This is a genomic window from Chitinophaga nivalis (genome assembly GCF_025989125.1).
In the GTDB taxonomy this organism is placed as follows: Bacteria; Bacteroidota; Bacteroidia; order Chitinophagales; family Chitinophagaceae; genus Chitinophaga; species Chitinophaga nivalis.
Window position 1 is genome coordinate 1768239 of sequence record NZ_JAPDNR010000001.1, and the last position, 25414, is coordinate 1793652.

Annotated in this window: 25 protein-coding genes; 20 read left to right on the forward strand and 5 right to left on the reverse strand. The window is 46.4% G+C overall.

Going from position 1 to position 25414, the window contains the following annotated elements; translation table 11 throughout:
- Positions 1–30: 30 nt before the first annotated feature.
- The 20 genes from OL444_RS07295 to OL444_RS07390 all read left to right on the forward strand — a co-directional run bounded on the left by OL444_RS07295 (position 31) and on the right by OL444_RS07390 (position 20056).
- Complete coding sequence (locus OL444_RS07295; protein WP_264733881.1) at positions 31–1779, forward strand: tetratricopeptide repeat protein; 1749 nt, start codon at positions 31–33, stop codon at positions 1777–1779.
- Between the two features lie 163 nt (positions 1780–1942).
- Positions 1943–2338: an NADH-quinone oxidoreductase subunit A gene (locus tag OL444_RS07300; RefSeq protein ID WP_264733880.1), complete on the forward strand. Its 396-nt coding sequence runs from the start codon at positions 1943–1945 to the stop codon at positions 2336–2338.
- Between the two features lie 27 nt (positions 2339–2365).
- Positions 2366–2929: an NADH-quinone oxidoreductase subunit B gene (locus tag OL444_RS07305; protein WP_264733879.1), complete on the forward strand. Its 564-nt coding sequence runs from the start codon at positions 2366–2368 to the stop codon at positions 2927–2929.
- 41 nt (positions 2930–2970) lie between these two features.
- A complete protein-coding gene (locus tag OL444_RS07310; RefSeq protein ID WP_264733878.1) occupies positions 2971–3486 on the forward strand; it encodes an NADH-quinone oxidoreductase subunit C in 516 nt (171 codons plus the stop codon).
- 12 nt (positions 3487–3498) lie between these two features.
- Positions 3499–4719 carry an NADH-quinone oxidoreductase subunit D gene (locus OL444_RS07315; protein ID WP_264733877.1) on the forward strand — a complete coding sequence of 407 codons (1221 nt, stop codon included), beginning with the start codon at positions 3499–3501 and terminating at the stop codon, positions 4717–4719.
- A 43-nt stretch (positions 4720–4762) separates the two neighbouring features.
- On the forward strand, positions 4763–5266 hold the full coding sequence (locus OL444_RS07320; RefSeq protein ID WP_264733876.1) for an NADH-quinone oxidoreductase subunit NuoE family protein: 504 nt from the start codon (positions 4763–4765) through the stop codon (positions 5264–5266).
- A 23-nt stretch (positions 5267–5289) separates the two neighbouring features.
- A complete protein-coding gene (locus OL444_RS07325; RefSeq protein ID WP_264752012.1) occupies positions 5290–5478 on the forward strand; it encodes a hypothetical protein in 189 nt (62 codons plus the stop codon).
- Between the two features lie 69 nt (positions 5479–5547).
- Positions 5548–6906, forward strand: coding sequence for an NADH-quinone oxidoreductase subunit NuoF (gene nuoF / locus OL444_RS07330; protein ID WP_264733874.1), 1359 nt, complete (start codon positions 5548–5550; stop codon positions 6904–6906).
- 79 nt (positions 6907–6985) lie between these two features.
- The gene (locus OL444_RS07335; protein WP_264733873.1) at positions 6986–8083 is read left to right on the forward strand and encodes an NADH-quinone oxidoreductase subunit G; all 1098 of its coding nucleotides are present in this window, start codon (positions 6986–6988) and stop codon (positions 8081–8083) included.
- Between the two features lie 27 nt (positions 8084–8110).
- Positions 8111–9154: an NADH-quinone oxidoreductase subunit NuoH gene (nuoH, locus tag OL444_RS07340; protein ID WP_264733872.1), complete on the forward strand. Its 1044-nt coding sequence runs from the start codon at positions 8111–8113 to the stop codon at positions 9152–9154.
- Positions 9155–9207: 53 nt separating this feature from the next.
- Positions 9208–9714: an NADH-quinone oxidoreductase subunit NuoI gene (nuoI, locus tag OL444_RS07345; protein WP_264733871.1), complete on the forward strand. Its 507-nt coding sequence runs from the start codon at positions 9208–9210 to the stop codon at positions 9712–9714.
- A 55-nt stretch (positions 9715–9769) separates the two neighbouring features.
- Positions 9770–10264 carry an NADH-quinone oxidoreductase subunit J family protein gene (locus tag OL444_RS07350; protein ID WP_264733870.1) on the forward strand — a complete coding sequence of 165 codons (495 nt, stop codon included), beginning with the start codon at positions 9770–9772 and terminating at the stop codon, positions 10262–10264.
- Positions 10265–10322: 58 nt separating this feature from the next.
- Positions 10323–10640 (forward strand): NADH-quinone oxidoreductase subunit NuoK, encoded by a 318-nt coding sequence (gene nuoK, locus OL444_RS07355; protein WP_264733869.1) that lies wholly within the window; start codon positions 10323–10325, stop codon positions 10638–10640.
- A 53-nt stretch (positions 10641–10693) separates the two neighbouring features.
- Positions 10694–12592, forward strand: coding sequence for an NADH-quinone oxidoreductase subunit L (gene nuoL, locus OL444_RS07360; protein WP_264733868.1), 1899 nt, complete (start codon positions 10694–10696; stop codon positions 12590–12592).
- A gap of 33 nt (positions 12593–12625) precedes the next feature.
- Entirely contained in the window at positions 12626–14062 is a 1437-nt protein-coding gene (locus OL444_RS07365) for a complex I subunit 4 family protein (RefSeq protein WP_264733867.1), read from the forward strand.
- 86 nt (positions 14063–14148) lie between these two features.
- Positions 14149–15522 carry an NADH-quinone oxidoreductase subunit N gene (locus OL444_RS07370; RefSeq protein ID WP_264733866.1) on the forward strand — a complete coding sequence of 458 codons (1374 nt, stop codon included), beginning with the start codon at positions 14149–14151 and terminating at the stop codon, positions 15520–15522.
- 174 nt (positions 15523–15696) lie between these two features.
- Positions 15697–16980: an ABC transporter permease gene (locus OL444_RS07375; RefSeq protein ID WP_264733865.1), complete on the forward strand. Its 1284-nt coding sequence runs from the start codon at positions 15697–15699 to the stop codon at positions 16978–16980.
- Positions 16981–17119: 139 nt separating this feature from the next.
- Positions 17120–18433, forward strand: coding sequence for a gluconate:H+ symporter (locus tag OL444_RS07380; RefSeq protein ID WP_264733864.1), 1314 nt, complete (start codon positions 17120–17122; stop codon positions 18431–18433).
- Between the two features lie 19 nt (positions 18434–18452).
- Positions 18453–18914 carry a RidA family protein gene (locus OL444_RS07385; RefSeq protein WP_264733863.1) on the forward strand — a complete coding sequence of 154 codons (462 nt, stop codon included), beginning with the start codon at positions 18453–18455 and terminating at the stop codon, positions 18912–18914.
- A 38-nt stretch (positions 18915–18952) separates the two neighbouring features.
- Complete coding sequence (locus OL444_RS07390) at positions 18953–20056, forward strand: D-TA family PLP-dependent enzyme (RefSeq protein ID WP_264733862.1); 1104 nt, start codon at positions 18953–18955, stop codon at positions 20054–20056.
- An 85-nt stretch (positions 20057–20141) separates the two neighbouring features.
- Here the strand turns inward: OL444_RS07390 and OL444_RS07395 are convergent, their stop codons facing one another.
- The 5 genes from OL444_RS07395 to OL444_RS07415 form a co-directional block, all read right to left on the reverse strand.
- Positions 20142–22517: a family 20 glycosylhydrolase gene (locus OL444_RS07395; RefSeq protein ID WP_264733861.1), complete on the reverse strand. Its 2376-nt coding sequence runs from the start codon at positions 22515–22517 to the stop codon at positions 20142–20144.
- Between the two features lie 107 nt (positions 22518–22624).
- The gene (locus OL444_RS07400; protein WP_264733860.1) at positions 22625–23026 is read right to left on the reverse strand and encodes a hypothetical protein; all 402 of its coding nucleotides are present in this window, start codon (positions 23024–23026) and stop codon (positions 22625–22627) included.
- A gap of 47 nt (positions 23027–23073) precedes the next feature.
- On the reverse strand, positions 23074–23814 hold the full coding sequence (locus tag OL444_RS07405) for a hypothetical protein (RefSeq protein WP_264733859.1): 741 nt from the start codon (positions 23812–23814) through the stop codon (positions 23074–23076).
- 55 nt (positions 23815–23869) lie between these two features.
- Positions 23870–24490, reverse strand: coding sequence for a rhomboid family intramembrane serine protease (locus OL444_RS07410; protein ID WP_264733858.1), 621 nt, complete (start codon positions 24488–24490; stop codon positions 23870–23872).
- 32 nt (positions 24491–24522) lie between these two features.
- Complete coding sequence (locus OL444_RS07415) at positions 24523–25398, reverse strand: RHS repeat domain-containing protein (RefSeq protein ID WP_264733857.1); 876 nt, start codon at positions 25396–25398, stop codon at positions 24523–24525.
- Positions 25399–25414 lie beyond the last annotated feature (16 nt).

The window sequence follows — 25414 nt, forward strand, 5'->3', positions numbered from 1 at the left end:
CACAACTAAAACTAAAAAACCAGATTGCAAATGAACAAACGGAAAAGTTTAATCGTAGCATTGCTGTGCGCTGCCTCAGGTAGTGTGATGGCCCAATCTGTGGAGGATGGATTAAAAGACCTGTATTATGGGAAATATCTGTCTGCAAAGCAGAATTTAGAGAAAGTGATTGCCGCAAAGCCTACGGAGGACAAAGCCTATTATTACCTGGGTATAGCACAACTCGGACTGGAAGATAACGCAGGCGCTGCCGCCACTTTCCAGAAAGGGTTACAGGCTGTTCCTACTTCTGCTTTACTGCAGGCGGGAATGGGCCGTATTGATCTGCTAAATGGTAATGCTGCTGCTGCCAAACAGAAATTTGAAAATGCCAGCACAGTAACAGAAGGTCGTGACGGAGATGTTGCCCGCGCTATTGCGGATGCCAACACTGAAGTGAAAGGCGGTGACCGCGGCTATGCACTCACTATTATGGAGAAACTCCTGAATAATGAAGGCCGTAAGAAAAAACAAGTGTATACACCTGTAGCAGCTGACTATATTGAGTTGGGAGATGCTTACCGTTACCTCGGTGGTGAAAACGGTGGTAAAGCTATCACGGCTTATGAAAAAGCACTGGAGCTGGATGCCAACAACGCAGAAGCTGTCATGAAAGAAGGTTTGGTAAACTACAATGCCAGACTGAAAGCAGAAGCAGTAGCTGACTGGACCAAAGCTACCAACATGGACGCTAAATATGCGCCTGCATTCAATGAACTTTTCTTGTTCTACACTACACCTAAGAAAGATCAGCTTTCCTGGGAAAGAGCGGCAGAATATCTGGAAAAATATATGGCTGTAGCAGATCCTGCAGACAGAACCAAAAACGAATACCTGGCAGCTTCCATCGCTTTCTTCAAGAAAGATTATGATGGTGCTATCAGCAAAGGTCAGGCTGCATTGGGCGGTGCCAACGAATTCTACAAGAATAAGCTGAGCCTGCTGCTTGGTGACTCTTACCTGCAGAAAGGTGATTCCCTGAATGCGAAAAAAGTAATGGATGAATATGCACAGGCAGCTGGTGAGAGCAAACTGGACTCTAACGACTACAAACTGCTGAGTGCCATCTATCTGCGTTTAAAATCTCCTGATTCTACCACACAGGAACAATATATCAGCAAAGCGCTGACTTACCTGGAACAATACGCTAATTCCACTGTATCTAAAGATCCGGAAAACTTCGTTCAGATTGCAGAACAGCTGAAAGCAGCGAAAAAATATGGTCAGGCGGCTGAATGGTATTCCAAAGCCAATGATCTGAAAGTGGCCAATAAAGAAGAATTACAGGCGATCGATCACTTCAACGTAGGCTTGAACTACTACTACGCAGGTTTAGGTGTAAAACCAATCGATACCGCACAGCTGAATAAAGCAGATGCTGCTTTCCAGAAGGTAATTGATGTAAAACCAGACCTGGGTACAGGTTACTACTGGAGAGGACAGACCAACTTTGCCAAAGACCAGCAGGCACAGACAGGTATTGCTAAACCATTCTATGACAAGTACATAGAAATGTCTGAATCTAATCCTGAGAAAAACAGAGGTACCCTGATCAACGCGTACACCTACGAGTTGCTGTACTTCTACTTCAAGGAAGATAAAGCCAATGTAAAGGTTTATGCTGATAAACTGGCTGCTATCGATCCGAATAACATTACTGTTAAACAGATCGTAGATAACATGGCTGCCCGTGAGAAAGCGCCGGCTAAAACTGCAAAACCAGCGCAGAACAAAAAATAAGTAATTGACCTTGGTCGATATAACGAAAAAACCTCCTGCCCTGCAGGAGGTTTTTTCGTTTCTGGTTGGTAAAAAAAGATAATATTTTACAACCTAATAGATTTGATTTTTGGTTTACTTGCAGTATTTTTGCGCATTCGGACAATGTTTTATCGGGAAGCTTATGTATACAGAAACTGAATTTTTGTCAGCAACGACTACTCCTTTTAGCTATTTCCCTATTGTATTGCAATTAATTGCTGCTGTAGGTTTCGTTGGGATCACGATGTTAGCTACTCACTTTTTGGGTCCCAAACGTAAAACCAGCGATAAGCTGATTAACTTTGAGAGTGGAATTGAGCAAAAAGGAAATGCCCGCCAGCCAGTTGCCATTAAATACTTTTTAACTGCCATTCTTTTTGTATTGTTTGATGTAGAGGTGATTTTCTTCTACCCTTATGCTGTTAACTTCAAAGAACTGGGCTGGGAAGGTTTTACAGCAGTGTTGATGTTTGTTGGCTTCTTCCTGTGTGGTTTTATTTATATCACCAAGAAAGGCGCCCTGAAGTGGGAAGACTAATCTTAAAATCTTTAAATCTTAAATCAAATGGCTCGTCCCGTTCAATATAATACCAAGGTTAAGATGGTGGAAATCCCGGAAGGATACTCCGGAGAAGGATTTTATGCCACTTCTTTTGATAAGGTGATAGGTCTGGCGCGTAGAAACTCGATCTGGCCGTTACCGTTTGCTACTTCCTGCTGTGGTATTGAATTCATGGCAACGATGGCAGCTACCTATGACCTGGCGCGTTTCGGTGCTGAACGTATGGCGTTTACACCCCGTCAGTGCGACCTGCTCATGGTAATGGGGACTATTTCCAAAAAAATGGGCCCTATTGTACGCCAGGTATACCTGCAAATGGCAGAACCCCGCTGGGTACTGGCAGTAGGTGCCTGCGCTTCCAGTGGCGGTATATTTGATACCTATTCCGTATTACAGGGCATCGACCAGGTTATCCCGGTAGATGTGTATGTGCCGGGATGTCCTCCCAGACCGGAAGGCATTATCGACGGCTTCATGAAAATACAGGAACTGGTAGGCCAGGAAAGTCTCCGCCGCCGTAACTCCGACAAGTACAAAGAACTGATGGAGTCTTACGGTATCAAATAGCGGGTGAATGGTTAATCGTAAATCGTAAATTCAAATTGTTAATGTCTTTAACAAACGAACGCATACAGCAACGCCTGACGGAAAAGTTTGGAGATGTGCTTACCGGCTTTGAAGAGCCGTTTGGGCTGCTTACCTTCACCGCGCAGAAAGATTATAACCTGAAAGTGATGCAATTCCTGTTTGATGATGAGGAATTGCGTTTTCGTTTTCTGACAGATGTGACTGCGGTGCATTATCCGGAGAGAAAAGGAGAAGAACTGGCAGTAGTCTATCATTTACACAATTTCCAGGATAATGTCCGGATGCGGTTGAAAGTATTTGCACCGGTAGCAGCACCGCAGGTGTTTACAGCTACCCGGCTGTTTGAATCTGCCAACTGGATGGAACGCGAGACCTATGACTTTTTTGGGATCGATTTCGTAGGACATCCCAACCTGAAACGTATCCTGAACGTGGATGAAATGGAATATTTCCCCATGCGTAAGGAATTCCCGCTGGAAGACTCCATGCGAATAGATAAAGACGACGAGATGTTTGGTCGGGGCGGAAACATTTAATATTACTAGGATATGTTAGAGCAGAAACAACATATAAAGCTGCCGGAAGGCTCTATAGAAAAAGATACTACCACGCTGAACCTGGGTCCTACGCACCCGGCAACACATGGTGTATTTCAGAATATTCTGGAAATAGACGGGGAACGCATTGTCAGCGCTGAATCTACTGTAGGGTATATTCACCGTGCATTTGAAAAAATCGCTGAACGTCGTCCTTACTACCAGATCACTCCCCTGACAGACCGTCTTAACTATTGCTCGGCCCCTATTAATAATATGGGCTGGCACCTGACTGTAGAAAAACTGCTGGGCGTGGAAACGCCTAAAAGAGTGGACTACATGCGGGTAATTATCATGGAGCTGGCGCGTATTGCAGATCACCTGATCTGTAGTGCCGTAATGGGTGTGGATACCGGTGCGTTGACAGGGTTCGTTTACCTGATGACCTACCGCGAACTGATATACGAAATTTACGAAGAAATATGCGGCTCCCGCCTGACGACCAATATCGGCCGTGTGGGTGGCTTTGAAAGAAATTTCACGCCTGCTGCGTTTCAGAAAATAGAACGTTTCCTGGCTGAATTTCCGGCTGTACTGAAAGAATTCGAAACCATGCTCACCCGTAACCGTATTTTTATGGAACGGACCCAGGGCGTTGGCGGTATTTCAGCGGAAAGAGCTATGAGTTACGGTTTTACCGGTCCTAACCTGCGGGCGGCCGGTGTGGACTATGATGTGCGTATTGCTTCCCCTTACAGTTCTTACCAGGACTTCGATTTCGCTGTACCTGTAGGTACTACCGGCGATAGCTACGACCGTTACCTGGTGCGTAATGCGGAAATGTGGGAAAGTATCAGCATCGTTCGTCAGGCCATGGAAAAACTGAAAGGTTTACCAGGAGATATCTACCATGCTGATGTACCGGCTTATTACCTGCCGGACAAAAAGGACGTATACACGAAGATGGAAGCATTGATCTATCACTTTAAAATTGTGATGGGTGAATCAGAAATATTACCTGGTGAAATATACAATGCCGTAGAAGGTGCGAATGGTGAGCTGGGATTCTATCTGATCAGTGATGGAGGCCGTAGCCCTTACAGGCTGCATTTCCGCCGTCCCTGCTTCATTTATTACCAGGCTTATCCTGAACTGGTAAAAGGAGCCATGCTGAGCGATGCGATCGTTTGTATGAGTAGTCTGAACCTGATTGCAGGAGAGCTGGATGCCTAGTCATTCTGATTGAATATTTTGAAGATTAAAGCTGATTAAAATAATGGCTGTAGTTCAATTTTCTGAAGAGAAACTGAATAAAGTAAAAGAAATCATTGCACGCTACCCGGAAGGCAAGCAGAAAAGTGCATTGATACCTGTGCTGCACCTGGCTCAGGAATCATTTGACGGATGGTTGAGTGCAGAGACGATGGACTATGTTGCATCACTTTTGCAACTGAAACCCATTGAAGTATACGAAGTAGCCACTTTCTATAGCATGTTTAACCTGAAACCGGTAGGTGCTTATCTCTTTGAGGTATGTCATACAGGTCCGTGCATGGTAAGCGGTTCTGATCAGATCATTGACTATATAAAAAGCAAGTTGGGTATTGGCGTAGGCGAAACTACCGCGGATGGCCTTTTCACCCTTAAAACGGTGGAATGCCTCGGTGCCTGCGGATATGCACCCATGATGCAGTTAGGAAAACATTATCGCGAACACCTGACACCAGCAAAAGTAGATGAAATCATTGCTGAATGCCGGGCAAACGCAAACGCAAACTGATGCATCCAAAAAATAACAGAACCATGCGTATAAAGGGATGGTATCAGCGTCACAGGTTGCAACTGCTGGAAGCAGTACTGTTAATGGGCTTACTTACGGCCCTGTGGCGGATCGATAACTGGTTGGTTTCCCTCGTGTGTGGTTTGAGTGCCGGGCTGTTGTTTTATCGCCTGGCTGAACGCATGTCACAACACGGTATACGTAAGGCATAAAAGATATACACAAAAAATCTGTTAATGGTAGCCGGATATACCGGATATCATTAAACCATAAGGAAGAAAATGGGACGCAAATTACTGTTAGACAAAGCACATATAGAAGGTATCCGGTATTATGATACTTACCGGAGCAACGGCGGTTATGCGGCAGCTGAAAAAGCGCTGAAAAGCATGGGCCCCGAAGGCGTACTGGAGGAAGTGAAGAAGAGTGGCCTGAGAGGCCGGGGTGGTGCGGGTTTTCCTACCGGTTTAAAATGGAGCTTCATCGCCAGGCCGGAAGGTGTTCCCCGTTATCTCGTTTGTAATGCAGATGAATCAGAGCCGGGTACTTTTAAAGACCGTTATCTGATGGAATTCATTCCGCACCTCCTCATTGAAGGGTTGCTGATTTCCAGCTTTGCATTAGGCGCTAACAGTGCGTACATCTACATCCGTGGTGAATATGCCTGGATTCCGGACATCCTGGAGCAGGCCATCGCAGAAGCAAAAAATAAAGGCTGGCTGGGTAAAAATATCCAGGGCACCGGTTTCGATCTGGAAATATATGTACAACGCGGCGCCGGCGCTTATATCTGTGGGGAGGAAACTGCCCTGATAGAATCCCTGGAAGGTAAACGCGGTAATCCCCGTATCAAACCTCCTTTCCCGGCAGTAAAAGGATTATGGCAGTGCCCTACTGTTGTAAACAATGTGGAAACCCTCGCAGCCGTTGTGCCCATCATCAATATCGGCGGCGATGAATATATTAAATACGGCACCGGCAAATCTACCGGTACCAAACTGATCTCCGCCTGCGGTAATATCAACAAACCCGGTGTTTATGAGATCGAAATGAACATCTCTGTAGAAGAATTTATTTACTCCGATGAATACTGCGGCGGTATCAAAAATGGTAAACGCCTGAAAGCCTGTATTCCCGGAGGATCTTCCGTTCCGGTATTACCAGCTAACCTGCTGCTGAAAACCGCTAAAGGTGAAACCCGCATGATGACGTACGAAAGCCTCAGTGATGGCGGATTTGCTACCGGTTCCATGTTGGGTTCCGGTGGATTTATTGTGATGGACGAAGACCAGTGTATTGTACGTAACACCCTCACTTTTGCCCGTTTCTACCACCATGAAAGCTGCGGTCAGTGCAGCCCTTGCCGCGAAGGTACCGGCTGGATGAAAAAAGTCCTGCTGAACCTCGAAAACGGTAAAGGTAAAATGAGTGATATCGATCTGCTGTGGGATATTCAGCGTAAAATAGAAGGAAATACGATTTGCCCGCTCGGTGATGCTGCTGCATGGCCGGTAGCTGCTGCTATCCGTCATTTCCGTGACGAGTTTGAATGGCACGTAACCCATCCGGAAGAAGCGCTCACCCGCAACTTCGGCCTGGCACACTACGCAGATCCGCTGACAATACCTGCCGCTGTATAACGGCAATGCATATACTGAATTAAGGAATCAATATATAAATAAACGTTGCTCTCCCGGAGAGCAAAAAAGATATATCAAGATGGCGGAGGAAATAAAATTATTCAAGGTTAAGATCGATAACATCTCTGTGGAGGTAGAACCCGGTACAACCATTCTCAATGCGGCGAGGAAGATAGGAGGAGATATTGTGCCGCCGGCCATGTGCTACTATTCCAAACTGAATGGCAGCGGTGGTAAATGCCGTACCTGCCTGGTAAAAGTATCCAAAGGCTCCGATGCCGATCCGCGCCCGATGCCTAAACTGGTGGCCAGCTGCCGTACTACTGTTATGGATGGTATGGAAGTCGCCAACATCACCTCTCCTGAAGTACAGGAGGCCCGTAAAGGAGTGGTGGAATTCCTGCTGCTCAATCACCCGCTGGATTGTCCGGTTTGCGACCAGGCCGGTGAATGTCACCTGCAGGATCTGAGCTACGAACATGGCGCAGACAGCACCCGCTACGAATTTAAACGCAGAACTTTTGATAAAATAGATATAGGCGATAAAATCAAATTACACATGACCCGTTGCATCCTTTGCTACCGTTGTGTGTATACAGCAGACCAGCTCACCAACAAACGGGAACACGGTGTCCTGGGCCGTGGTGATGCTTCTGAAATCAGCACCTATATCTCCCAATCACTGGATAACGACTTTATCGGTAACGTAATCGATGTATGTCCGGTAGGCGCTTTAACCGATCAGACCTTCCGTTTCAAAAACAGGGTATGGTTCCTGAAGCCGGTAGATGCACACCGTCACTGCGACAACGAAAAATGCTGCGGTAAAACGGTATTGTGGATGCGCGGAGACGAAGTATTCCGTGTGACTGCCCGCAAAGACCAATATGGAGAAGTAGAAGACTTTATCTGTGATACCTGCCGTTTCGATAAAAAAGAAGCGAAAGACTGGGTGATCGAAGGACCACGTAAAATAGACCGTCAGAGCGTTATTTCCCAGGGACATTACGTGAATACGGTAAAACCTAAAGATCCGCTGGTAGAAGTACTGGATGGAAGGAAACCTAAATTGTTGTTCGATATTCACTCCGAAAGCCAGGTAAACAGGCCGGAAGTAGATTTGTCGAAAATAGACGGCCCGGCTCACTCCAATGACTTTACAAAGCAACAATCGTAATTCGTAATTCGTAATCCGCAATTGGTAATGACGTTATTAAGCATAGACTGGTTTTTTATTATTGAAAAAGTACTCCTGATTTCAGCAGTACTGGTACTTTCCCTGGTAGTAGCCATGTACTCTACCTGGGGTGAAAGAAAGGTAGCGGCATGGATACAGGATCGTTTAGGTCCTAACCGTGCAGGTCCGATGGGATTGCTGCAGCCACTGGCCGATGGCGGTAAACTCTTCTTCAAGGAAGAAATTATTCCTACCCATGCCAATCGCTTCATGTTTATCCTGGGTCCTTCCATTGCCATGATGGTGGCTTGTATGACCAGCGCCGTTATTCCGTGGGGTGATAACCTCACGATTGCCGGCCGCACGGTTTCCCTGCAGGTAGCTGACGTAAACATCGGTATCCTCTTCATTTTCGGAGTAGTAAGTATGGGTGTTTATGGTATCATGATCGGCGGATGGGCGTCTAACAATAAATACTCCCTGCTGGCTTCCGTTCGTGCAGCTTCGCAGATCATCTCCTACGAACTGCCAATGGGTCTGGCGCTGATAGCCTTGCTGATGCTCACCGGCACCCTCAGCCTGAAAGAAATTGTGGAAGCACAGCGGCATGGTCTGTGGAACGTAGTATACCAACCACTCGGATTTTTTATCTTCCTGATATGCGCTTTTGCGGAATGTAACCGTACTCCTTTCGACTTACCGGAAGCAGAGAACGAACTGAATGGTGGTTACCACCTGGAATATTCTTCCATGAAACTGGGTTTCTTCCTTTTCGCAGAGTATATTAACATGTTTATCAGTTCTGCCCTGATGGCGACCATGTATTTTGGTGGCTATGCTTTCCCTTTCATGGACAGCCTGGGTCTGAGCCCGAATATGTTGACTGTTTTAGGCTTCCTGGCATTGTTCATCAAAACATTGCTCTTCATATTCCTGTTTATGTGGGTACGCTGGACCATCCCGAGATTCCGGTATGATCAGCTGATGCGTTTGGGCTGGAAAGTATTGATTCCGCTGGCGTTGGCGAATATGTTGATTACAGGAGCTGTAGTATTGATGCGTCAACACTAATTAATTACTAATGAAGTACACACCGCTGGTGTGGATTAAATAAAGCATTTATTATGCAAGCATTAACAAACAGGGCAAAAGCAGTAGACCGCAGGCCTATGACTTTCATGGAGAAACTCTATATCCCCGCTATCGCAAAAGGGATGAGTATTACCATGAAACACCTTTTTCAACGTAAGGCAACGGTAAGTTTTCCGGAAAAGAAACGTGATTTCAGCCCGGTATTCCGTGGTTTGCACGTATTGAACCGGGACGAGGAAGGACGTGAAAGATGCACTGCGTGTGGATTATGTGCGGTGGCCTGTCCGGCAGAAGCCATTACCATGGAAGCTGCGGAAAGATTACCGGGAGAAGAAAACCTGTACCGCGAAGAGAAATACGCCGCAAAATATGAAATCAATATGCTGCGTTGTATTTTCTGTGGTTTCTGTGAAGAAGCCTGCCCGAAAGATGCGGTATATATGTCTGAAACATTTGCTCCGGCAAACTATCAGCGTAAAGGTTTCATTTACGGAAAAGATGATCTGCTGATTCCTCATCCGAAAGAGCAGGGTAAATAATTATTCACAGCGCACATAGCTAAAAATACAATAGTCAAACATAGCAGAGATGGGAATGAGTACACAACAAATAATTTTCATGGTGCTTTCGTTCATTGCGCTGGTATCAGCGTTGGGCGTGGTATTGAGTAAGAATCCCGTGACGAGCGTATTGTGCCTGATCGTAACCTTCTTTACCATTGCAGGTCACTACATCATGCTGAATGCCCAGTTCCTGGCGGTGGTACACATCATTGTTTATTCCGGCGCCATCATGGTACTGTTCCTGTATGTGATGATGCTGATGAATATGAATGCAGACCTGGAACCACAGAAACGTAACTGGCTGAAGTATGCCGGCGCGATCAGCGGCGGCGCCTTACTGGTAGTACTGGTAGCTGCGCTGCGTGATGCCAGCATGCCCGGACTGACGTCGCAGGCTACGGAAGTAGGATTGATCAAAAATCTGGGCCAGATCCTGTTCAAACAGTATGTGGTACCTTTTGAGGTGAGCAGCATCCTGTTCCTCAGCGCCATGGTAGGTGCCGTGGTAATCGGAAAAAAGGATTAAGCCGTTATAACGTGAAGCGTACAACGTTATTCACAATTTGTAATTCGTAATTTATTTTATGCCTGTTCAATATTACATATTTCTAAGTATTGCCTTATTCTGTATAGGTGTAATGGGAGTATTGATGCGCAGAAATGCGATCATCATTTTTATGTGTGTGGAGCTGATGCTGAATGCGGTAAACCTCCTGATGGTAGCATTTTCCAAAATGTGGGCAGATGCAGGTAAGATAGATGCCGGCGGCGCACAGCTGTTTGTATTCTTTATTATGGTGGTGGCAGCTGCGGAAGTAGCAGTAGGCCTGGCTATTATTACAATGGTCTACAGAAATACACATTCGGTAGATATTAACATTCTTAACAGGCTGAAAAATTAATAATTCCCTTTTCTGATTATTAATTTCTTCGACGTCGTAAATAGAATTGATAAATGATTAATCTAGTTTGGCTGGTACCATTTTTACCATTATTGGGTTTCCTGGTGAATGGGTTGGGACGCAGATTTTTATCCAAGTCCCTGGTAGGATTTGTTGGCAGTGGCACAGTGCTGGCTGCTTTTGTGATAAGTGTATTAATGTTCCTGGAAGCAAAAGCCCCGGGCTTTACGCCACAGGTAGTAACCTTGTTTGATTTTATTACGGTAGGTACCCTGCACATTCCTTTTGCCTTTCAGGTAGATCAGCTGAGTGCCTTGTTCCTGCTGGTGATCACCGGCGTAGGTACCCTGATCCATATCTACTCTACCTCTTACATGCATGAGGAAAGCGATGAGAGTTTCGCACGGTATTTTGCGTACCTGAACCTCTTTGTATTCTCCATGCTGATTCTGGTACTGGGTGCAAACTATGTAATGATGTTCATCGGTTGGGAAGGTGTAGGATTATGTTCTTACCTCCTGATTGGTTTCTGGTTTAAAAATCCCAGCTATAACAACGCCGCTAAAAAGGCATTCGTGATGAACCGTATCGGAGACCTGGGTTTCCTGCTCGGTATCTTCTTCATGATTATGCAGTTTGGCACCGTTACTTTCCCGGAAGTATTTGCCAAAGCAGCACCGCTGGGTATCAATAATCCAACACTGGTGGCCATTGCCATGCTGATGTTTGTGGGTGCAATGGGTAAATCGGCTCAGATTCCGCTTTATACCTGGTTACCGGATGCGATGGCGGGTCCTACACCGGTATCAGCGCTGATCCACGCGGCAACGATGGTAACCGCAGGTATCTATATGATTGCCCGCAGTAACGTGATTTATACGCTGGCTCCTTCTATCCAGACGGTGATTGCCGTAATTGGGGTGGCTACAGCGTTATTTGCTGCTTCCATTGCCCTCAAACAAAATGATATTAAAAAAGTGCTGGCTTATTCTACGGTGAGCCAGTTGGGTTATATGTTCCTGGCACTGGGCGTGGGCGCTTATTCAGCAGCGGTATTCCACGTAATGACACACGCTTTCTTCAAAGCGTTGTTGTTCCTGGGTTCCGGTTCCGTGATCCATGCCATGGGAGGCGAACAGGATATCCGTAAAATGGGCGGGCTGAAAAAATTCATGCCTACTACCCATTGGACATTCCTGGTAGGCTGTCTGGCGATTGCCGGTATCCCCGGTTTCTCCGGCTTCTTCTCCAAAGATGAAATCCTTGCCAACGCGTTTGCCAACAACCCGGTATTATATGTACTCGGATTATTGGGTGCGCTGATGACGGCTTTTTATATGTTCCGGTTATATTTCATTACCTTCTCCGGTAAATTCCGGGGTACCCATGATCAGGAGCATCACCTGCATGAAAGTCCTGCAGCGATGACGTTGCCGTTGATTATCCTGGCGCTGCTCTCCGTATTTGGTGGTTATGTTGGTTTACCGGAAGTATTTGGTGTAAAGAATTTCCTGGCTACTTACCTGGAACCCATCTTTGCCCAGTCAGCTCCTTTTGCTACCGCACATCACCTCTCTCATAGTACAGAATGGTTACTGATGGGTATCAGCAGTGCCCTGGTCATTGTAATGATACTGCTGGCCCGTGGGAAATTTGCCGCTTATGAAGAAACCGGTAAAGAAAATACAGGCCTGGCGAAAGTACTCGAGAACAAATGGTATATCGATGAACTGTACGATGCAATCATTGTAAAGCCATTATATGAACTGGCCCGCTTCTTCCGGGATGTAGTAGAAAAGGCAGGTATCGACAAACTGGTAAATGGTATCGGAAGTGGTGTACAATGGGGTGGTCAGAAAATCCGCCTCGTACAGAACGGACAGGTAGGTTTTTACATCTTTGCCATGGTGATCGGTATGATTGTATTATTTGTGATCGGATTCTTATTATAAACCAATAGCAGAAGTTACAAGCGCAGATAAATTATGTTGACAGTTTTATTAATATTGATTCCTTTCATTGCAGGCCTGATTACATTTGGTCTGAAGGGGTCCGGGCCTAAAGTACTGGGCATGATTTCGTCGCTGGCTACGGTGACACTGGCAATAGGGACATGGTGCCGCTTTCGGACGGCGCCGGAAAGTCTCAATCTGGTTGCCAACTGGATTCCGCAGCTGGGGAGCCAGTTCCGGGTAGGATTAGATGGAATGGGGGTGATGCTTTGCTTACTTACAGCGATTGCTTTTCTGCTTATTTTCATCACCATTTATAACCGCAACTACGAGCAGTCCAACAGCTTCTATGGTTTAATGTTATTATCGCAGGCGGGTCTTACCGGTGTATTCACCGCATTTGACGCCCTGCAGTTTTACATATTCTGGGAACTGGCACTGATTCCTGTTTATTTTCTTTGCTCCCTGTGGGGAGGAGAAAAACGGATCGCCGTTACCTTTAAATTCTTCATTTACACTTTCCTGGGTTCCCTGTTAATGCTGGTAGGTATTATCTACCTGTATTTCCAGACACCGGATCACTCTTTCAGCTGGACCTCCTTCACGGGTACACAGCTGAGTGCCGGCGACCAGAAATGGTTATTCTGGCTGTTCTTTGTGGCCTTTGCCATCAAGATGCCGGTATTTCCTTTCCATACCTGGCAGCCCGATACGTATGAACAATCTCCCACACCTGTTACCATGATCCTTTCCGGTGTAATGGTGAAGATGGGGCTGTTCGGCGTGATCCGCTGGTTACTGCCGGTAGTGCCGCAGGGTGCTGCCATGTGGTCTGATGTAGTGATTGTGCTGAGCATCATCGGTATCATCTATGCTTCCTGCATCGCTATGGTACAAAATGACCTGAAACGCCTGATCGCTTATTCCTCTATTGCCCACATCGGTCTGATGTGTGCGGCTATCTTTGCCAACAATGAGCAAAGCCTGCAAGGGGTGTTGGTACAGTTGTTCAACCACGGTATCAACATTGTGGGATTGTGGATTGTGGTAGAAATTATTCAGCAACGCCTGGGTGTAAAGAACATGGACGAACTGGGAGGCATTGCACAGAAAGCGCCACGTCTCGCTATTTTCCTCGTTATTATCAGTCTGGCTAACATCGGTCTCCCGCTTACCAACGGTTTTATTGGTGAGTTCCTGATGTTCAGCGGATTGTTCCAACATAATCATTGGTTTATGGCATTTGCCGGATTGGGTATTATTCTGTCTGCAGTGTATACACTGAATATGATTCAGAAAGTAATATTCGGTCAGGGAAATACTTTAACCGAAACAACTACGGACCTGCTGCCTGGTGAAACCCTGGTATTGAGTCTGGTGGTAATCATGATTATTGTGCTGGGTGTTTATCCAAAACCAATGCTGGATTTGGTGAGCGGCACCACTGAAATGGCAAGTAAATTATTTTGAGATCTGAAGTAGCGGCTACCGGAAGGCAGCTGCTGCTGAACATCCCAAAGTCAAAAAATTTTAATGGGGTTTTGTAACGCAAAAATATGAATGCACTAATTTCTACTGCTTTATCGGGTGTTGTAATGATGTTTGTTGGTTTATTTGTACGTAATAAGCAGCATATTAAATTTTTTGCCATAGCGGCCATTCTGATTGCATTTGTCGCCAACCTGATGCAGTATCCTTCTGTACAGGAGGGAGGTTATATCATGTTTGGTATGATAGAAGTGACCAAGTTCGGGGTATTGTTTAATGCAGTTGCCCTGGGAGCCACTTTGTTATACTTCATTTTATCCGGCGGTGAGTTTGAAAAGGTAGGTGAACATACCTCCGATTATTTCGCCCTGGTATTTTTCATTCTTTCCGGTATTACTTTGGCAGCTACTTTCAGTAACCTGCTGATGTTGTTCCTGGCTATAGAAATCATGTCTATTCCGCAATACATCCTGGCCGGAAGTGATAAAAAGAACCTGAAAAGCAATGAGGCTTCCCTGAAATACTTCCTGATGGGTGCATTTTCTACCGGTATCCTCCTGATGGGTATTACCCTGATTTATGGTGCGGCGGGCAGCTTTAATGTTACCGAGCTGGGACTGGGTGCTGAAAGCGTACATCCTTTATCGTTATGCGGTATTATCCTGATGGTGTTTGCCCTGTCTTTCAAAGTATCGGCTGCGCCTTTCCACTTCTGGACACCGGACGTGTATGATGGTTCTCCTACCGTATTTACTTCCTTTATGGCTACTGTAGTAAAAGCCGGTGCTTTCATCGCTTTTCTCCGCATGTTCCATACTGGTTTTTCCGGCGGTGCTATCAGCAGCCACTGGACGCTCATCTTATCTATCATTACAGCGGCGACGCTGATACTGGGTAACTTTGCAGCTGTATTCCAGCAAAGCGTAAAACGTATGCTGGCCTACTCCAGTATTGCGCAGGCAGGTTTTATGCTGTTTGCCGTAATTGCCCTGAATAATACCGGTACACAGGGTGTTATCCTGTACGCAGCGGCGTATAGCGTGGCTACCATTGGTATTTTTGCTGTATTGCTGAAACTGAAGGATTACACCTTCGAAGGATTTAATGGCCTGGCCCGCAAAGAACCTTTACTGGCGGTAGCAGTAACCATCTTCCTGTTTTCACTGGCAGGTATTCCGGTAACAGCCGGTTTCTTCGCCAAATACTTTGTACTGGCAGCGGCGGTACAACACGGCCACTTATTATGGCTGGTACTCCTGGCGGTATTATGTGCTGCTATCAGCGTATACTACTATTTCCGGGTAATCATTGCGATGTATTTCAAACAGGGAGATCCTGGTGTAGAACCGGTGAGTGGCGGCTTTAAGGCCGGCCTGATCCTGGCTATTGTAATTGTACTGGCATTGGGACTGTTCCCGAATCTGCTGTTATGTTACCTGTAGGCACTGGATTTATCCACCTGTAAATATTATTAAAATAAAAGCATCAGCGGGGTTCCGGCTGATGCTTTTGTTTTAGTGGAAATCCGCTTTTTTGCTAGATGTTTTGCGCCGTTCATCCCAAATTGACTGGAATTCCTGCAGATATTACATTAACTTTACTTGTAACCCTTTATTATGCAATCTCGAGATATTTTTTCCCTGGCATATCGTTCGGTGAGTGGCAACAGGCTTCGCACCGGTCTTACAGTAGCTATTATCGCCGTAGGTATCACTGTACTGGTTGGTATTCTGACCGCTATCGACAGTATGAAAAGCAGCATTTACAGCAGCTTTGCCAGTATGGGCGCCAATAGTTTCTCTCTCCGCAACAAGGATATGCAGGTAAACATCGGTGATGGCGGCAGCGAACAGGCCTCCAAAGGCAATAAAAACATCAAGAAAAAAGTAAAAAAATCCAACAGTAATAAAACAATCCGGTATCAGGAAGCGGTACAGTTTAAAGAACGTTTCCATTTTCCGGCTATTACCAGTGTTTCTTACAAGGCATCAGGTATTGCCACTGTTTATAAGGGGGATAAGAAAACCAATCCGAATGTAAACGTCATCGGAGGGGATGAACATTATCTCAAAATATCCAACTACGAAATAGCAGACGGGCGAGACTTCAATAGTCTGGATGTACAGTCCGGGCGTAATGTGGCCATCCTGGGGATGGACGTGGCCAAAAAACTGTTTGGCAAGCAACTGAAGAATGTTGTCAATAATACGGTACGGGTAGGTGATGTGCGATACCGGGTAGTAGGGGTGCTGGCCTCCAAAGGAAGCAGTAACTTCATGAGTGCAGACAATGTCGTGATTACTACGGTGAACAATACACGCCGGATCTTTGAAAGCCCGAATGCCAGCTATCAGGTATCTGTGTCTGTAAATGATGTGACGCAAATGGAAGCCGCTCAGGGAGAGGCTATCGGCCTTTTCCGGATTATCCGGGGCCTGGCAGTGAATGAAGAAGATAATTTTACACTTAGCAAAAGCGATAGCATAGCGGAAATGTTGTTTTCCAGTTTGAGTAAAGTCAACCTCTTTGCTATTGCCATTGCATTTATTACCCTGTTTGGTTCTGCGATCGGTTTGATGAATATCATGCTGGTATCTGTAGCCGAACGTACCCGCGAAATAGGTGTGACCAAAGCATTGGGCGCCACCAGCCATGTTATCCGGGTACAGTTTTTATATGAAGCCATTATTATCAGTGTAATGGGGGGCGTTATCGGCGTTATTATGGGGATGTTACTGGGTAACATCGTTTCCGTACTGTTGAAATCCGCATTTTTAGTGCCCTGGCTCTGGATTATGATAGGGGTAAGCCTATGTGCTGCCGTGGGGCTGATCTCCGGTATTTACCCTGCTTACAAGGCCTCTAAACTAGACCCTATCATCGCACTGCGGTACGAATAATAAAACCTTTTTTCAGAGAGATAAATGATTTTACTGTAACCGGTCCGCACCGGTTACAGCTGTTTATAGCAGTAATGAAATCACGGAATCTATTTATTATCTTGTTGTTTTCCATTCGTTATGTAAAACAACAAGTCGTATGCCCTTATTTATTGTACTTGCCGCTATCATCCTGTTGGTATTACTCGTTACCTGGTGCCGTTTAAATACTTTTCTATCTTTTCTGATTGTATCCATATTAATGGGGTTGGCGTTACACATGGATGTTACGGCCATTACCCAGTCTATACAAACCGGCATCGGCAAAACACTGGGATCACTGATAGTTGTGATTGTATTCGGTAGTATGCTGGGAAAACTGGTGGCAGAGAGTGGCGCCGGTCAAAAGATTGCCGGAGCGCTGATGCAGCTTTTGGGGCCTCGTTATGTACAATGGTCTTTGATGTTAACCGGTTTCATTGTAGGCATTCCCTTGTTTTACAATATCGGATTTGTACTGATGGTACCCTTGATTTTTACGGTGGCAGCCAGTACCGGATTGCCGGTAGTATACCTGGGCATTCCCATGCTGGCTGCTTTATCGGTTACGCATGGCTATTTGCCACCGCATCCTTCTCCTACAGCCCTGGTACAGCAGTTTCATGCCAATATGGGCCTGACACTGGTATATGGTATCCTGGTGGCGATTCCCGCCATTATACTGGCAGGCCCTGTATTTTCCCGTTTTCTCAAACACTATACGACTACACCCGGAAAGATGTTTGTAACGGCGCCATTGCCGGAAGCACAGTTACCGGGGCTGCTGGTCAGCCTCTTCACGGCCTTATTACCTGTGTTACTGCTGGCTGGCACTGCTTTACTCCGTTTATGGGTACCTCCGGATGCCGGATATTTCAGGATCATTACCTGGCTGGGCGACCCGTTGATTGTGATGCTGCTGGCAGTATTGAATGGTATCTGTTTTCTGGGATTGAGAAAACAAACGCCGATGAAAAAGGTGATGGGAATGATGGATGAAGCGGTGCGGGATGTAGCGGTGATCATATTGATCATTGGTGGTTCCGGAGCATTAACGCAGCTGCTGCACGACAGTAAGGTGAGTGAATACATTGCGGTTACCTTGCGGAATATGCAGTTGCATCCGTTGTTGCTGGCATGGGGTATTGCAGCTATTATCCGGGTATGTATAGGCTCGGCTACCGTAGCCGGACTTACCACGGCGGGTATTGTAGCGCCGCTGATTCCTGGTTCAGGTGTAAACCCCAGTTTGATGGTGCTTGCTACAGGCGCCGGCAGCCTGATGTTTTCGCACGTCAACGACGCCGGTTTCTGGATGTTCAAAGAATATTTTAACTTGTCTGTGAAAGATACGATCAAAACCTGGTCAGTAATGGAAACCATCGTTTCAGTAACGGGACTGGCAGGTTGTCTGATCCTGAATTTGTTTGTATAACTTAAACGGATAAACGAAAATGACTCCCACTGAAAATTTCAACGCACTGGGCCTTCAACTTCCGCCGGCGCCGAAGCCGCTGGGTGTGTATAAGCCCCTGCTGGTACATGGTAATCACGTATATGTATCCGGGCATGGCACCATGCAGGAAGATGGAACACTGATAATTGGCCGTATCGGTACCGACCTGGATATAGAAGCCGGTAAACTGGCAGCAAGACAGGTTGGTTTGGCTATCCTGTCTACGCTGGTTAAGAACCTGGGCTCCCTGGATAAAATCAAACGCGTCATAAAAGTATTGGGTATGATCAACTGTACGCCTGATTTTGAACGTCATCCGTATGTGATCAACGGATGCAGTGAATTGTTTGCACAGGTGTGGGGAGAAGAATATGGTGTCGGCGTGCGCAGTGCCATTGGAATGGGATCTTTACCCGATAATATTCCTGTCGAAATTGAAGCGCTGTTTGAACTGGCGTAAGGATAAGTAACCGGAAAAATAAAGCATAAATATAACTCATGAACTGGTATCAGCTAATCAATGCAGATCAGGTAGATTCGCCGGCGGTAGTTCTCTACAAAGACCGGGTGACAGATAATATCAACCTGCTGAAAGAAAGAATCGACAATATACAACGGTTACGTATACACGTAAAAACGTGTAAGATTACAGAAGTGGTACAGCTGATGCTGAAAGCCGGTATACAAAAATTTAAATGCGCTACTATCGCTGAAGCAGAAATGCTGGGTATTGCAGGCGCACCGGATGCCTTGCTGGCCTATCAGCCGGTAGGGCCCAAGATCATACGGTTGCTGGAACTGGTACAAAGGTACCCGCAAACGCGTTTTTCCTGTCTGGTAGATAACAGGGAAGGCGCTGCTGCCATCAGTGCTGTATTTGCGGAGCAACGGCGGCAGATAAACGTATTCATGGACCTGAACGTAGGCATGAACCGTACCGGCATTAAACCCGGCCCGGATGCACTGGCATTGTACCAATATCTGGCTACTTTGCCGGGAATCGTTCCCGTAGGGTTACATGCCTATGATGGTCATCTGCATGATACGGATATGGATATACGTAAAAAGAGATGTGACGAAGCTTATGCACCTGTATCCGCGCTGCAGACAGCAATTGTTGCTGCCGGTCTTCCCGCACCTGTTATTGTAGCGGGCGGATCACCTACCTTCCCGGTACATGCACAGCGAAAAGAGGTGGAATGCAGCCCTGGTACGTTCATTTTCTGGGACTGGGGGTATCATAATAATCTGCAGGAGCAAACCTATAACTGGGCAGCACTGGTCGTTACACGGGTGATATCCATTATCGATGAGCAGCATATCTGCCTGGACCTCGGACATAAATCGGTAGCGGCCGAAAATCCGCAGCCGCGTGTACATTTTCTGAATGCGCCGGAAGCCCGGCCGGTGTCACAAAGTGAAGAACACCTGGTACTACAGGTACCGGATGCAACTGCCTATCCCTTGGGCACAGTGTTTTACGGCGTACCATTACATATTTGCCCTACGGTAGCATTATATGAAAAAGCTTATGTGGCGCAGGAAAACATAGTGAATGCCAACTGGCGTATTGTGGCCCGCGACAGACAGATATCTTTGTAGCATAATAAAGAAAGCCATTTTACGATAAAACAGCTATAGTTTGTTTTATCGTAAAATGGCTTTTTTATATAGTATTTGATCCGGTTTATTGCTGTTCTTTGTTCACTACCCGGATATTATCTATCTCTCCTATAAAACTGTTTTGCTGATCCCCTATCCATTGCAATGGAAACACCAGTGTTTGTATTTTAGCCATGGTATCTTTTGTGCCCGGAAATGTCTGGATAGCATGTTCGAGCCGTTCCTGCAGTACACCGTTTATATAAAGACTGGTGCCCTTGTTATTGCCGGAAATGGCGATATGCGTCCAGGTATCTGCCGGTACTGTATAGTTAAAATGATAATGATACCCTTCCCGTGAAAAACCCAGCTGACCGGTTTCCTGTTGCCGTAATTTTACTACTGCATGTGGCGAAGAAAAAATCACCGCGTCAGGTTGATTATGCTGAGCGGGTTTTATGTCGAAACTCACAGTGTAGTTATAACCAATTTCTGTCAGTGGTGTTTGTATACGGCTGTTGTTATCAGAGAGGAGCAGGGTATGTTGCGGGGTAATGCTGGCATGTACTGTCTGCAAGGCATCGCGTTGATTCCCGCTTTTATCTGTTATGGCTGCAGTATCAAAGTCATAGGCCAATACCAGGCTGTCTTTTCCGGTTATTTTTGCACGCATGTTTAAGCCAGGGCCTTCGCCTACATGCTGGCTGTTGTGCAGAAAAGTAGTGTAATTACTTTGTGCCGTACGCCCGGTCCACATTTTTTCTGCCAATGTCTGCATGGCGGGGAAAACGCGGTCATGTACATCCTGTGCGGTAATACCGTTGCCTACGTGATCATTCCATACGGCAAAGGCGCCACCCCGTATCTGCGGATGTCCCATGGGAAAAGTAGTAGCGCCGATCTGATTAGGTTCCCAGTTTTCATAGAGGTGGCGGGTATCCAGGTAATCAAAGTAATAGCCGGCTGCAGGTACAATATAGAGTGAGCCATCGGGTGTACTGATCAGGTCATAGCCCAGCCGTATCATCGTAGCAGGATCGGCATAACCATTATACCAGGCATTCATGGTAACGCCGGTTGCTTTTACCGGGGTATTGCCCTGGGCATGGGTGAGGGCTCCCCACAAGCGTACTTTCTTGCCGAAGCCTTCTACATACCGGATATAATGATCCGTGAATGCCCGGAAGGGTTCCGCTTCTTTTTTGGCGTATTCGTCTGTGCCAATATGTACTTCCGCGCCTTTAAACACAGGTTTTGGGCCTTCCAGGTATTCTTTAAATACCTGATCTATCAGCTGATAGGAGGCACTGTCGAAGTTAAGATGATCGCGGCCGTAGGATAAGCTGGCTGTTTGTGGTACTGCTTTGGTAAAGGCGAGTGCGTGTGCCGGCACATCTATTTCAGGAATGATCCGTACACCATAGTCTTCTGCCAGATCCTGTAAGGCGATGAATTCTTTTTTCGTATAGGCGCCATCGGTAGCTGTCAGGCCCGGAAATGTTTCATTCTCCAACCTGAATGCTGAATAGGTACTATCCCAGTTGTTGCCGAAGTATTGTTTGAATCCGTTATCATTGAGATGAATATGAAAATCATTCATCTTGTAGTAGGACATGAATTTTACATAATGCCGGAGGAAATCCATGGTAAAAAATTTCCGGCCTGCATCCAACACAAAACTACGCACGGCATATTTAGGATAATCCCGGGTAATCCCTTGCGGAATACTTTTGTGAAGGCTGTCCTGCTCCAATATCTGAAGGAGGCTTCGGGTGGCCCAGAAGGCGCCTTGCGGATGAAAGGCAGCAATAGTAATATGCTCACCAATATGCATCAGATACCCTTCTGATCCCAGGCTTTTTTCTTTGTTATCCAGGGTCAGGTAAATATCGCCTTTTGCCGGTTTACCTCTTCTGAGGGTATATTGTTTATGACCTGTCAGTAGCCGCATATCGTGCAGCAATACTGTTGCTGCCGGGAATAACTGCGACGCATATACGGGATCTATTACGATACCTGTTTTTTCGCCTACAGTGAAAGATCCTTTTCCGCCATACCATTCCCGTAATGCAGGAATAACAAAAGGAACAGCATTATCAGCAGGACTAGCGTTATACTTTCCTGGTACGGTCACCGCCAGGTTCGGCAGTTCCATTTGTGTGCTGTCCTGTTCTCGTTGCAGCACGAGGTATAGTTGTACCGTTGCTGTTGTTAAAGGTGTGGTGATACGTCCGGTGCGGTCAATCACGGGGAGCCGGTCCGTTCCTTTCAGGAGTAACCGGTAGCCGGTGGGGGCGGGTGGCAATACCAGTTGTGATGCACCTTTCCGGATTGCAGGTATTGGTGGAATAGTTGCTATCGCCTGCCGGAAGGCGGTAGAGTCGGTAAGTTGCTGAGCAGCAGCAGGGCTTGCCCAGGCGAGCAGACAGCTGGCTACTGCAGTACGAAAAATAAACTTCATTGTTCCTGTTCTTTAAAGAAAACCCTCCGGGCTAAGCGCCGAAGGGTTCCATATGATCTTATTAAATAGTAGCCGGAGATGTATTGCTTGTCCGGTTATATCGTAACTCAATAATACAGTTGTGATAAAACATTGGTTTCATCATAGGATTTAGGCTGTTGGGCCATAAATTCCGTGTATTGTGTGAGTGTGAGTAATGGTTTTAGTTTGGCATGCAAACCATTCTGCATGCTGTTAAGTTTTGTTTTATAGGCAGTGGCATTACTGTGTTGCAATGATTGGATATTTACTTTCTGTTTCAGATAACCTGTGATGATGTGTAACATCCTGGGTTTCTGGGTAGCTGTCAGCTGCAGTGATTTGTCCAGCCGGCTGACGATGGAACCGGCGGTGCCTTCAATATTCATGGTAGGCGCCTGGAAAATGATTCCGTTACCTGCAGTAACGTCAGGTGCGATGTAACAACTGATAACAGACAGCAACAGGGCTGTAATGATATACTTCTTCATACAACACGTGAATTTAAACTTGGCTGATTACCATTAAATATACTTATTTATTGCATCACCAGTTTCACGTATTTGACCCGTGTCTCCATCGTATTGTCGTCAATGGTGACGTGCTTGCAGATAAGAGTTTTGTTGTCAATCCATTGTACATCCACAGGACCCCATTTCTCCAGGTATTTTTCGCCGATCAGTTTTACTTGGTAGTTGGGACTGATTTCGTATAACTGAAAGCCGTTCGGATCGAAGGCCGCTACCAGGTCCATAGAGGCCGTCACCAGGTATTTTTTATCCGGTGAGATAACCGCGGGAGACCAGGTATATACGGTATCGCCATTTTGTGTATTAACCAGAGTGTACCCCATCCCTTCATAGTAGTTCAGCAATACGCCTTTCTGTTTAATCTGCGGATAGTTGGTCAGGTAAGTATAGTTCACGTAATCATCGCCTTCGCTTTGATTGTTGGTAAGTACCTGTTCTTTGCCGTTTTCCAGTTTAAAGATCAGCTTATCGCCGGACCGTTTTACGAGCGTATCTTTTAGCAGCGCTTCATTTTCGTTGGAATCCAGCGGTATGGGCGGATATTTTTCGAAGGTAGCCTGATCAATGGCGTATACATAAAAAGTTTTGGTGCCCAATTGGATGGTATCCATCGGGATTTCCTGCTTTCCTACCGGTGCCGCCAGGGTATCCTGTTGTACCGTAGTGGCATTGGTGTTGGTGTCCGGTTGGGAATGGCAACCCCAAAGCAGCAAGGCGGGGGCGACGAGCAGGGACAGTACTTTCTTCATGTCGTGTTAGCATTTAGGTGCACAAATGTAACTATTTCAATGAAGGGATACTGCATTATCCGGGTAAGCGGTCACCAGCTGTTTTGGAGAGTGTAAAGAAGAGCAGGTAGCCCATGAGTATACCGCTGAGGAAACCGGCGAGGTGGGCAATATTGTCAATACCTCCCGAGAAGAAGGCCGCAATGATGTTTAATCCTGCAAATAAGGCTATAAAAACAAGAAAACCCTTCCTGACGGAAGGACGGAACAGACGAGTCGTCAACAGCGCCAGAAATACGCCGTAAATGCCAAAAATAGCCCCCGACGCTCCTACACCAATGGCATAAGGGTGAAACCGGATACTGGCGTAATCTGCTATGAAGCCGGTGATCACATAAGCGCTTGTATACCGCCAGGTACGTAGTACCGATTCCAGGAAAATACCGGCTATCAGTAAGCCAATCATATTGGTCAGCAGATGTGGCAGGCCGGCATGCAGAAACATGCTGGTAAATAACCGCCAGTATTCACCCTGCATGGTGAGCGGCCAGTAGTTACCGCCCAGGCGCAGCAAAACTTCCCCATCGCCATTCCATATATCCATTCCCGTTAGTACGGAATAACAGAATAGCAGGGTATTAATTACGATCAACAGTATGGTAACCGGCATTTGTCTGAGCCGGAGCAGAATGTTCATATACCATAAGTTACGGATAAATCCGCAATCACTTACTCATAGGTATAATCCATCGTAAATCTGGTGTCGGTGCTTAACTTCGTATAGCCTTCGGTGTGAAGGTGTACGGAGGCCGTTGCCGGGTAACCATTGTCATGATAGTCATAAAAATATTGCAGGGTGGTGGAGCGTTCGTATGCCAGCATCTTTTCCGGGTAAACTGATTTTTCTTTTTCGGTGATTTTAACCAGGGTCGGATTGTTGGCGCCTACATACAGGAGCATATTGGGCAGATAACCGAAGGGAGCGGTGTGTACTACCGGGGAGAGCGCGGGCCCCAGCAACATTTGATTGGCCAATAGTCGTAACGGGCTTTCAGAACGATCCCATTCAGCGCGGACGCTGCGTAGTACAATATTGGTATCTGTTTTCTTCCCGGACGGAGTAGTGGTACAAAGATCTTTCCAGGCTGCATTCCCGTCGCAGCTATCCCAGCTGATGGCCTGAGAGGAGTCGGAGTATTTCAGGCGACTGGGCCATCCTCCTTTCCAGGCTACTTTTGCGGTACGGGTAGGCCGGCAGTGGCCATCATAATATTGTATCGCCGTAATATTTCCGGCCTCGTCCCAGGCCGTAATACGGGCCTGCTGGCGGATGGTATGTTGCTGGTTACTGCTATCAATCGTTACCATACTGGTAAGCCGGTCGTGAGCATCATACCGGAAGCTGATGGTGCTGGTGTCGTTTTCCCGGAGATACTGTACGATGGCAACGAGGTGGCCGCCGGCATCATAGCGGAAAGTATATTGCGGTATACTTTCACCTTTTATACCAATGGCAGCGAGGCGTACAGGTGCCCTTTTATTTTTATTGGTACTGCAGGCAGTAATGAAAATGGGAATGAGCAGACAGTAAATAATATTTTTCATACGAACGGAGAATAGT

Excerpts from the sequence above, each read along its gene's own strand:
- OL444_RS07295 (WP_264733881.1), top strand. The coding sequence starts at position 31 with ATGAACAAACGGAAAAGTTTAATCGTAGCATTGCTGTGCGCTGCCTCA.
- OL444_RS07300 (WP_264733880.1), top strand. The coding sequence starts at position 1,943 with ATGTATACAGAAACTGAATTTTTGTCAGCAACGACTACTCCTTTTAGC.
- OL444_RS07305 (WP_264733879.1), top strand. The coding sequence starts at position 2,366 with ATGGCTCGTCCCGTTCAATATAATACCAAGGTTAAGATGGTGGAAATC.
- OL444_RS07310 (WP_264733878.1), top strand. The coding sequence starts at position 2,971 with ATGTCTTTAACAAACGAACGCATACAGCAACGCCTGACGGAAAAGTTT.
- OL444_RS07315 (WP_264733877.1), top strand. The coding sequence starts at position 3,499 with ATGTTAGAGCAGAAACAACATATAAAGCTGCCGGAAGGCTCTATAGAA.
- OL444_RS07320 (WP_264733876.1), top strand. The coding sequence starts at position 4,763 with ATGGCTGTAGTTCAATTTTCTGAAGAGAAACTGAATAAAGTAAAAGAA.
- OL444_RS07325 (WP_264752012.1), top strand. The coding sequence starts at position 5,290 with ATGCGTATAAAGGGATGGTATCAGCGTCACAGGTTGCAACTGCTGGAA.
- nuoF (WP_264733874.1), top strand. The coding sequence starts at position 5,548 with ATGGGACGCAAATTACTGTTAGACAAAGCACATATAGAAGGTATCCGG.
- OL444_RS07335 (WP_264733873.1), top strand. The coding sequence starts at position 6,986 with ATGGCGGAGGAAATAAAATTATTCAAGGTTAAGATCGATAACATCTCT.
- nuoH (WP_264733872.1), top strand. The coding sequence starts at position 8,111 with ATGACGTTATTAAGCATAGACTGGTTTTTTATTATTGAAAAAGTACTC.
- nuoI (WP_264733871.1), top strand. The coding sequence starts at position 9,208 with ATGCAAGCATTAACAAACAGGGCAAAAGCAGTAGACCGCAGGCCTATG.
- OL444_RS07350 (WP_264733870.1), top strand. The coding sequence starts at position 9,770 with ATGAGTACACAACAAATAATTTTCATGGTGCTTTCGTTCATTGCGCTG.
- nuoK (WP_264733869.1), top strand. The coding sequence starts at position 10,323 with ATGCCTGTTCAATATTACATATTTCTAAGTATTGCCTTATTCTGTATA.
- nuoL (WP_264733868.1), top strand. The coding sequence starts at position 10,694 with ATGATTAATCTAGTTTGGCTGGTACCATTTTTACCATTATTGGGTTTC.
- OL444_RS07365 (WP_264733867.1), top strand. The coding sequence starts at position 12,626 with ATGTTGACAGTTTTATTAATATTGATTCCTTTCATTGCAGGCCTGATT.
- OL444_RS07370 (WP_264733866.1), top strand. The coding sequence starts at position 14,149 with ATGAATGCACTAATTTCTACTGCTTTATCGGGTGTTGTAATGATGTTT.
- OL444_RS07375 (WP_264733865.1), top strand. The coding sequence starts at position 15,697 with ATGCAATCTCGAGATATTTTTTCCCTGGCATATCGTTCGGTGAGTGGC.
- OL444_RS07380 (WP_264733864.1), top strand. The coding sequence starts at position 17,120 with ATGCCCTTATTTATTGTACTTGCCGCTATCATCCTGTTGGTATTACTC.
- OL444_RS07385 (WP_264733863.1), top strand. The coding sequence starts at position 18,453 with ATGACTCCCACTGAAAATTTCAACGCACTGGGCCTTCAACTTCCGCCG.
- OL444_RS07390 (WP_264733862.1), top strand. The coding sequence starts at position 18,953 with ATGAACTGGTATCAGCTAATCAATGCAGATCAGGTAGATTCGCCGGCG.
- OL444_RS07395 (WP_264733861.1), bottom strand. The coding sequence starts at position 22,517 with ATGAAGTTTATTTTTCGTACTGCAGTAGCCAGCTGTCTGCTCGCCTGG.
- OL444_RS07400 (WP_264733860.1), bottom strand. The coding sequence starts at position 23,026 with ATGAAGAAGTATATCATTACAGCCCTGTTGCTGTCTGTTATCAGTTGT.
- OL444_RS07405 (WP_264733859.1), bottom strand. The coding sequence starts at position 23,814 with ATGAAGAAAGTACTGTCCCTGCTCGTCGCCCCCGCCTTGCTGCTTTGG.
- OL444_RS07410 (WP_264733858.1), bottom strand. The coding sequence starts at position 24,490 with ATGAACATTCTGCTCCGGCTCAGACAAATGCCGGTTACCATACTGTTG.
- OL444_RS07415 (WP_264733857.1), bottom strand. The coding sequence starts at position 25,398 with ATGAAAAATATTATTTACTGTCTGCTCATTCCCATTTTCATTACTGCC.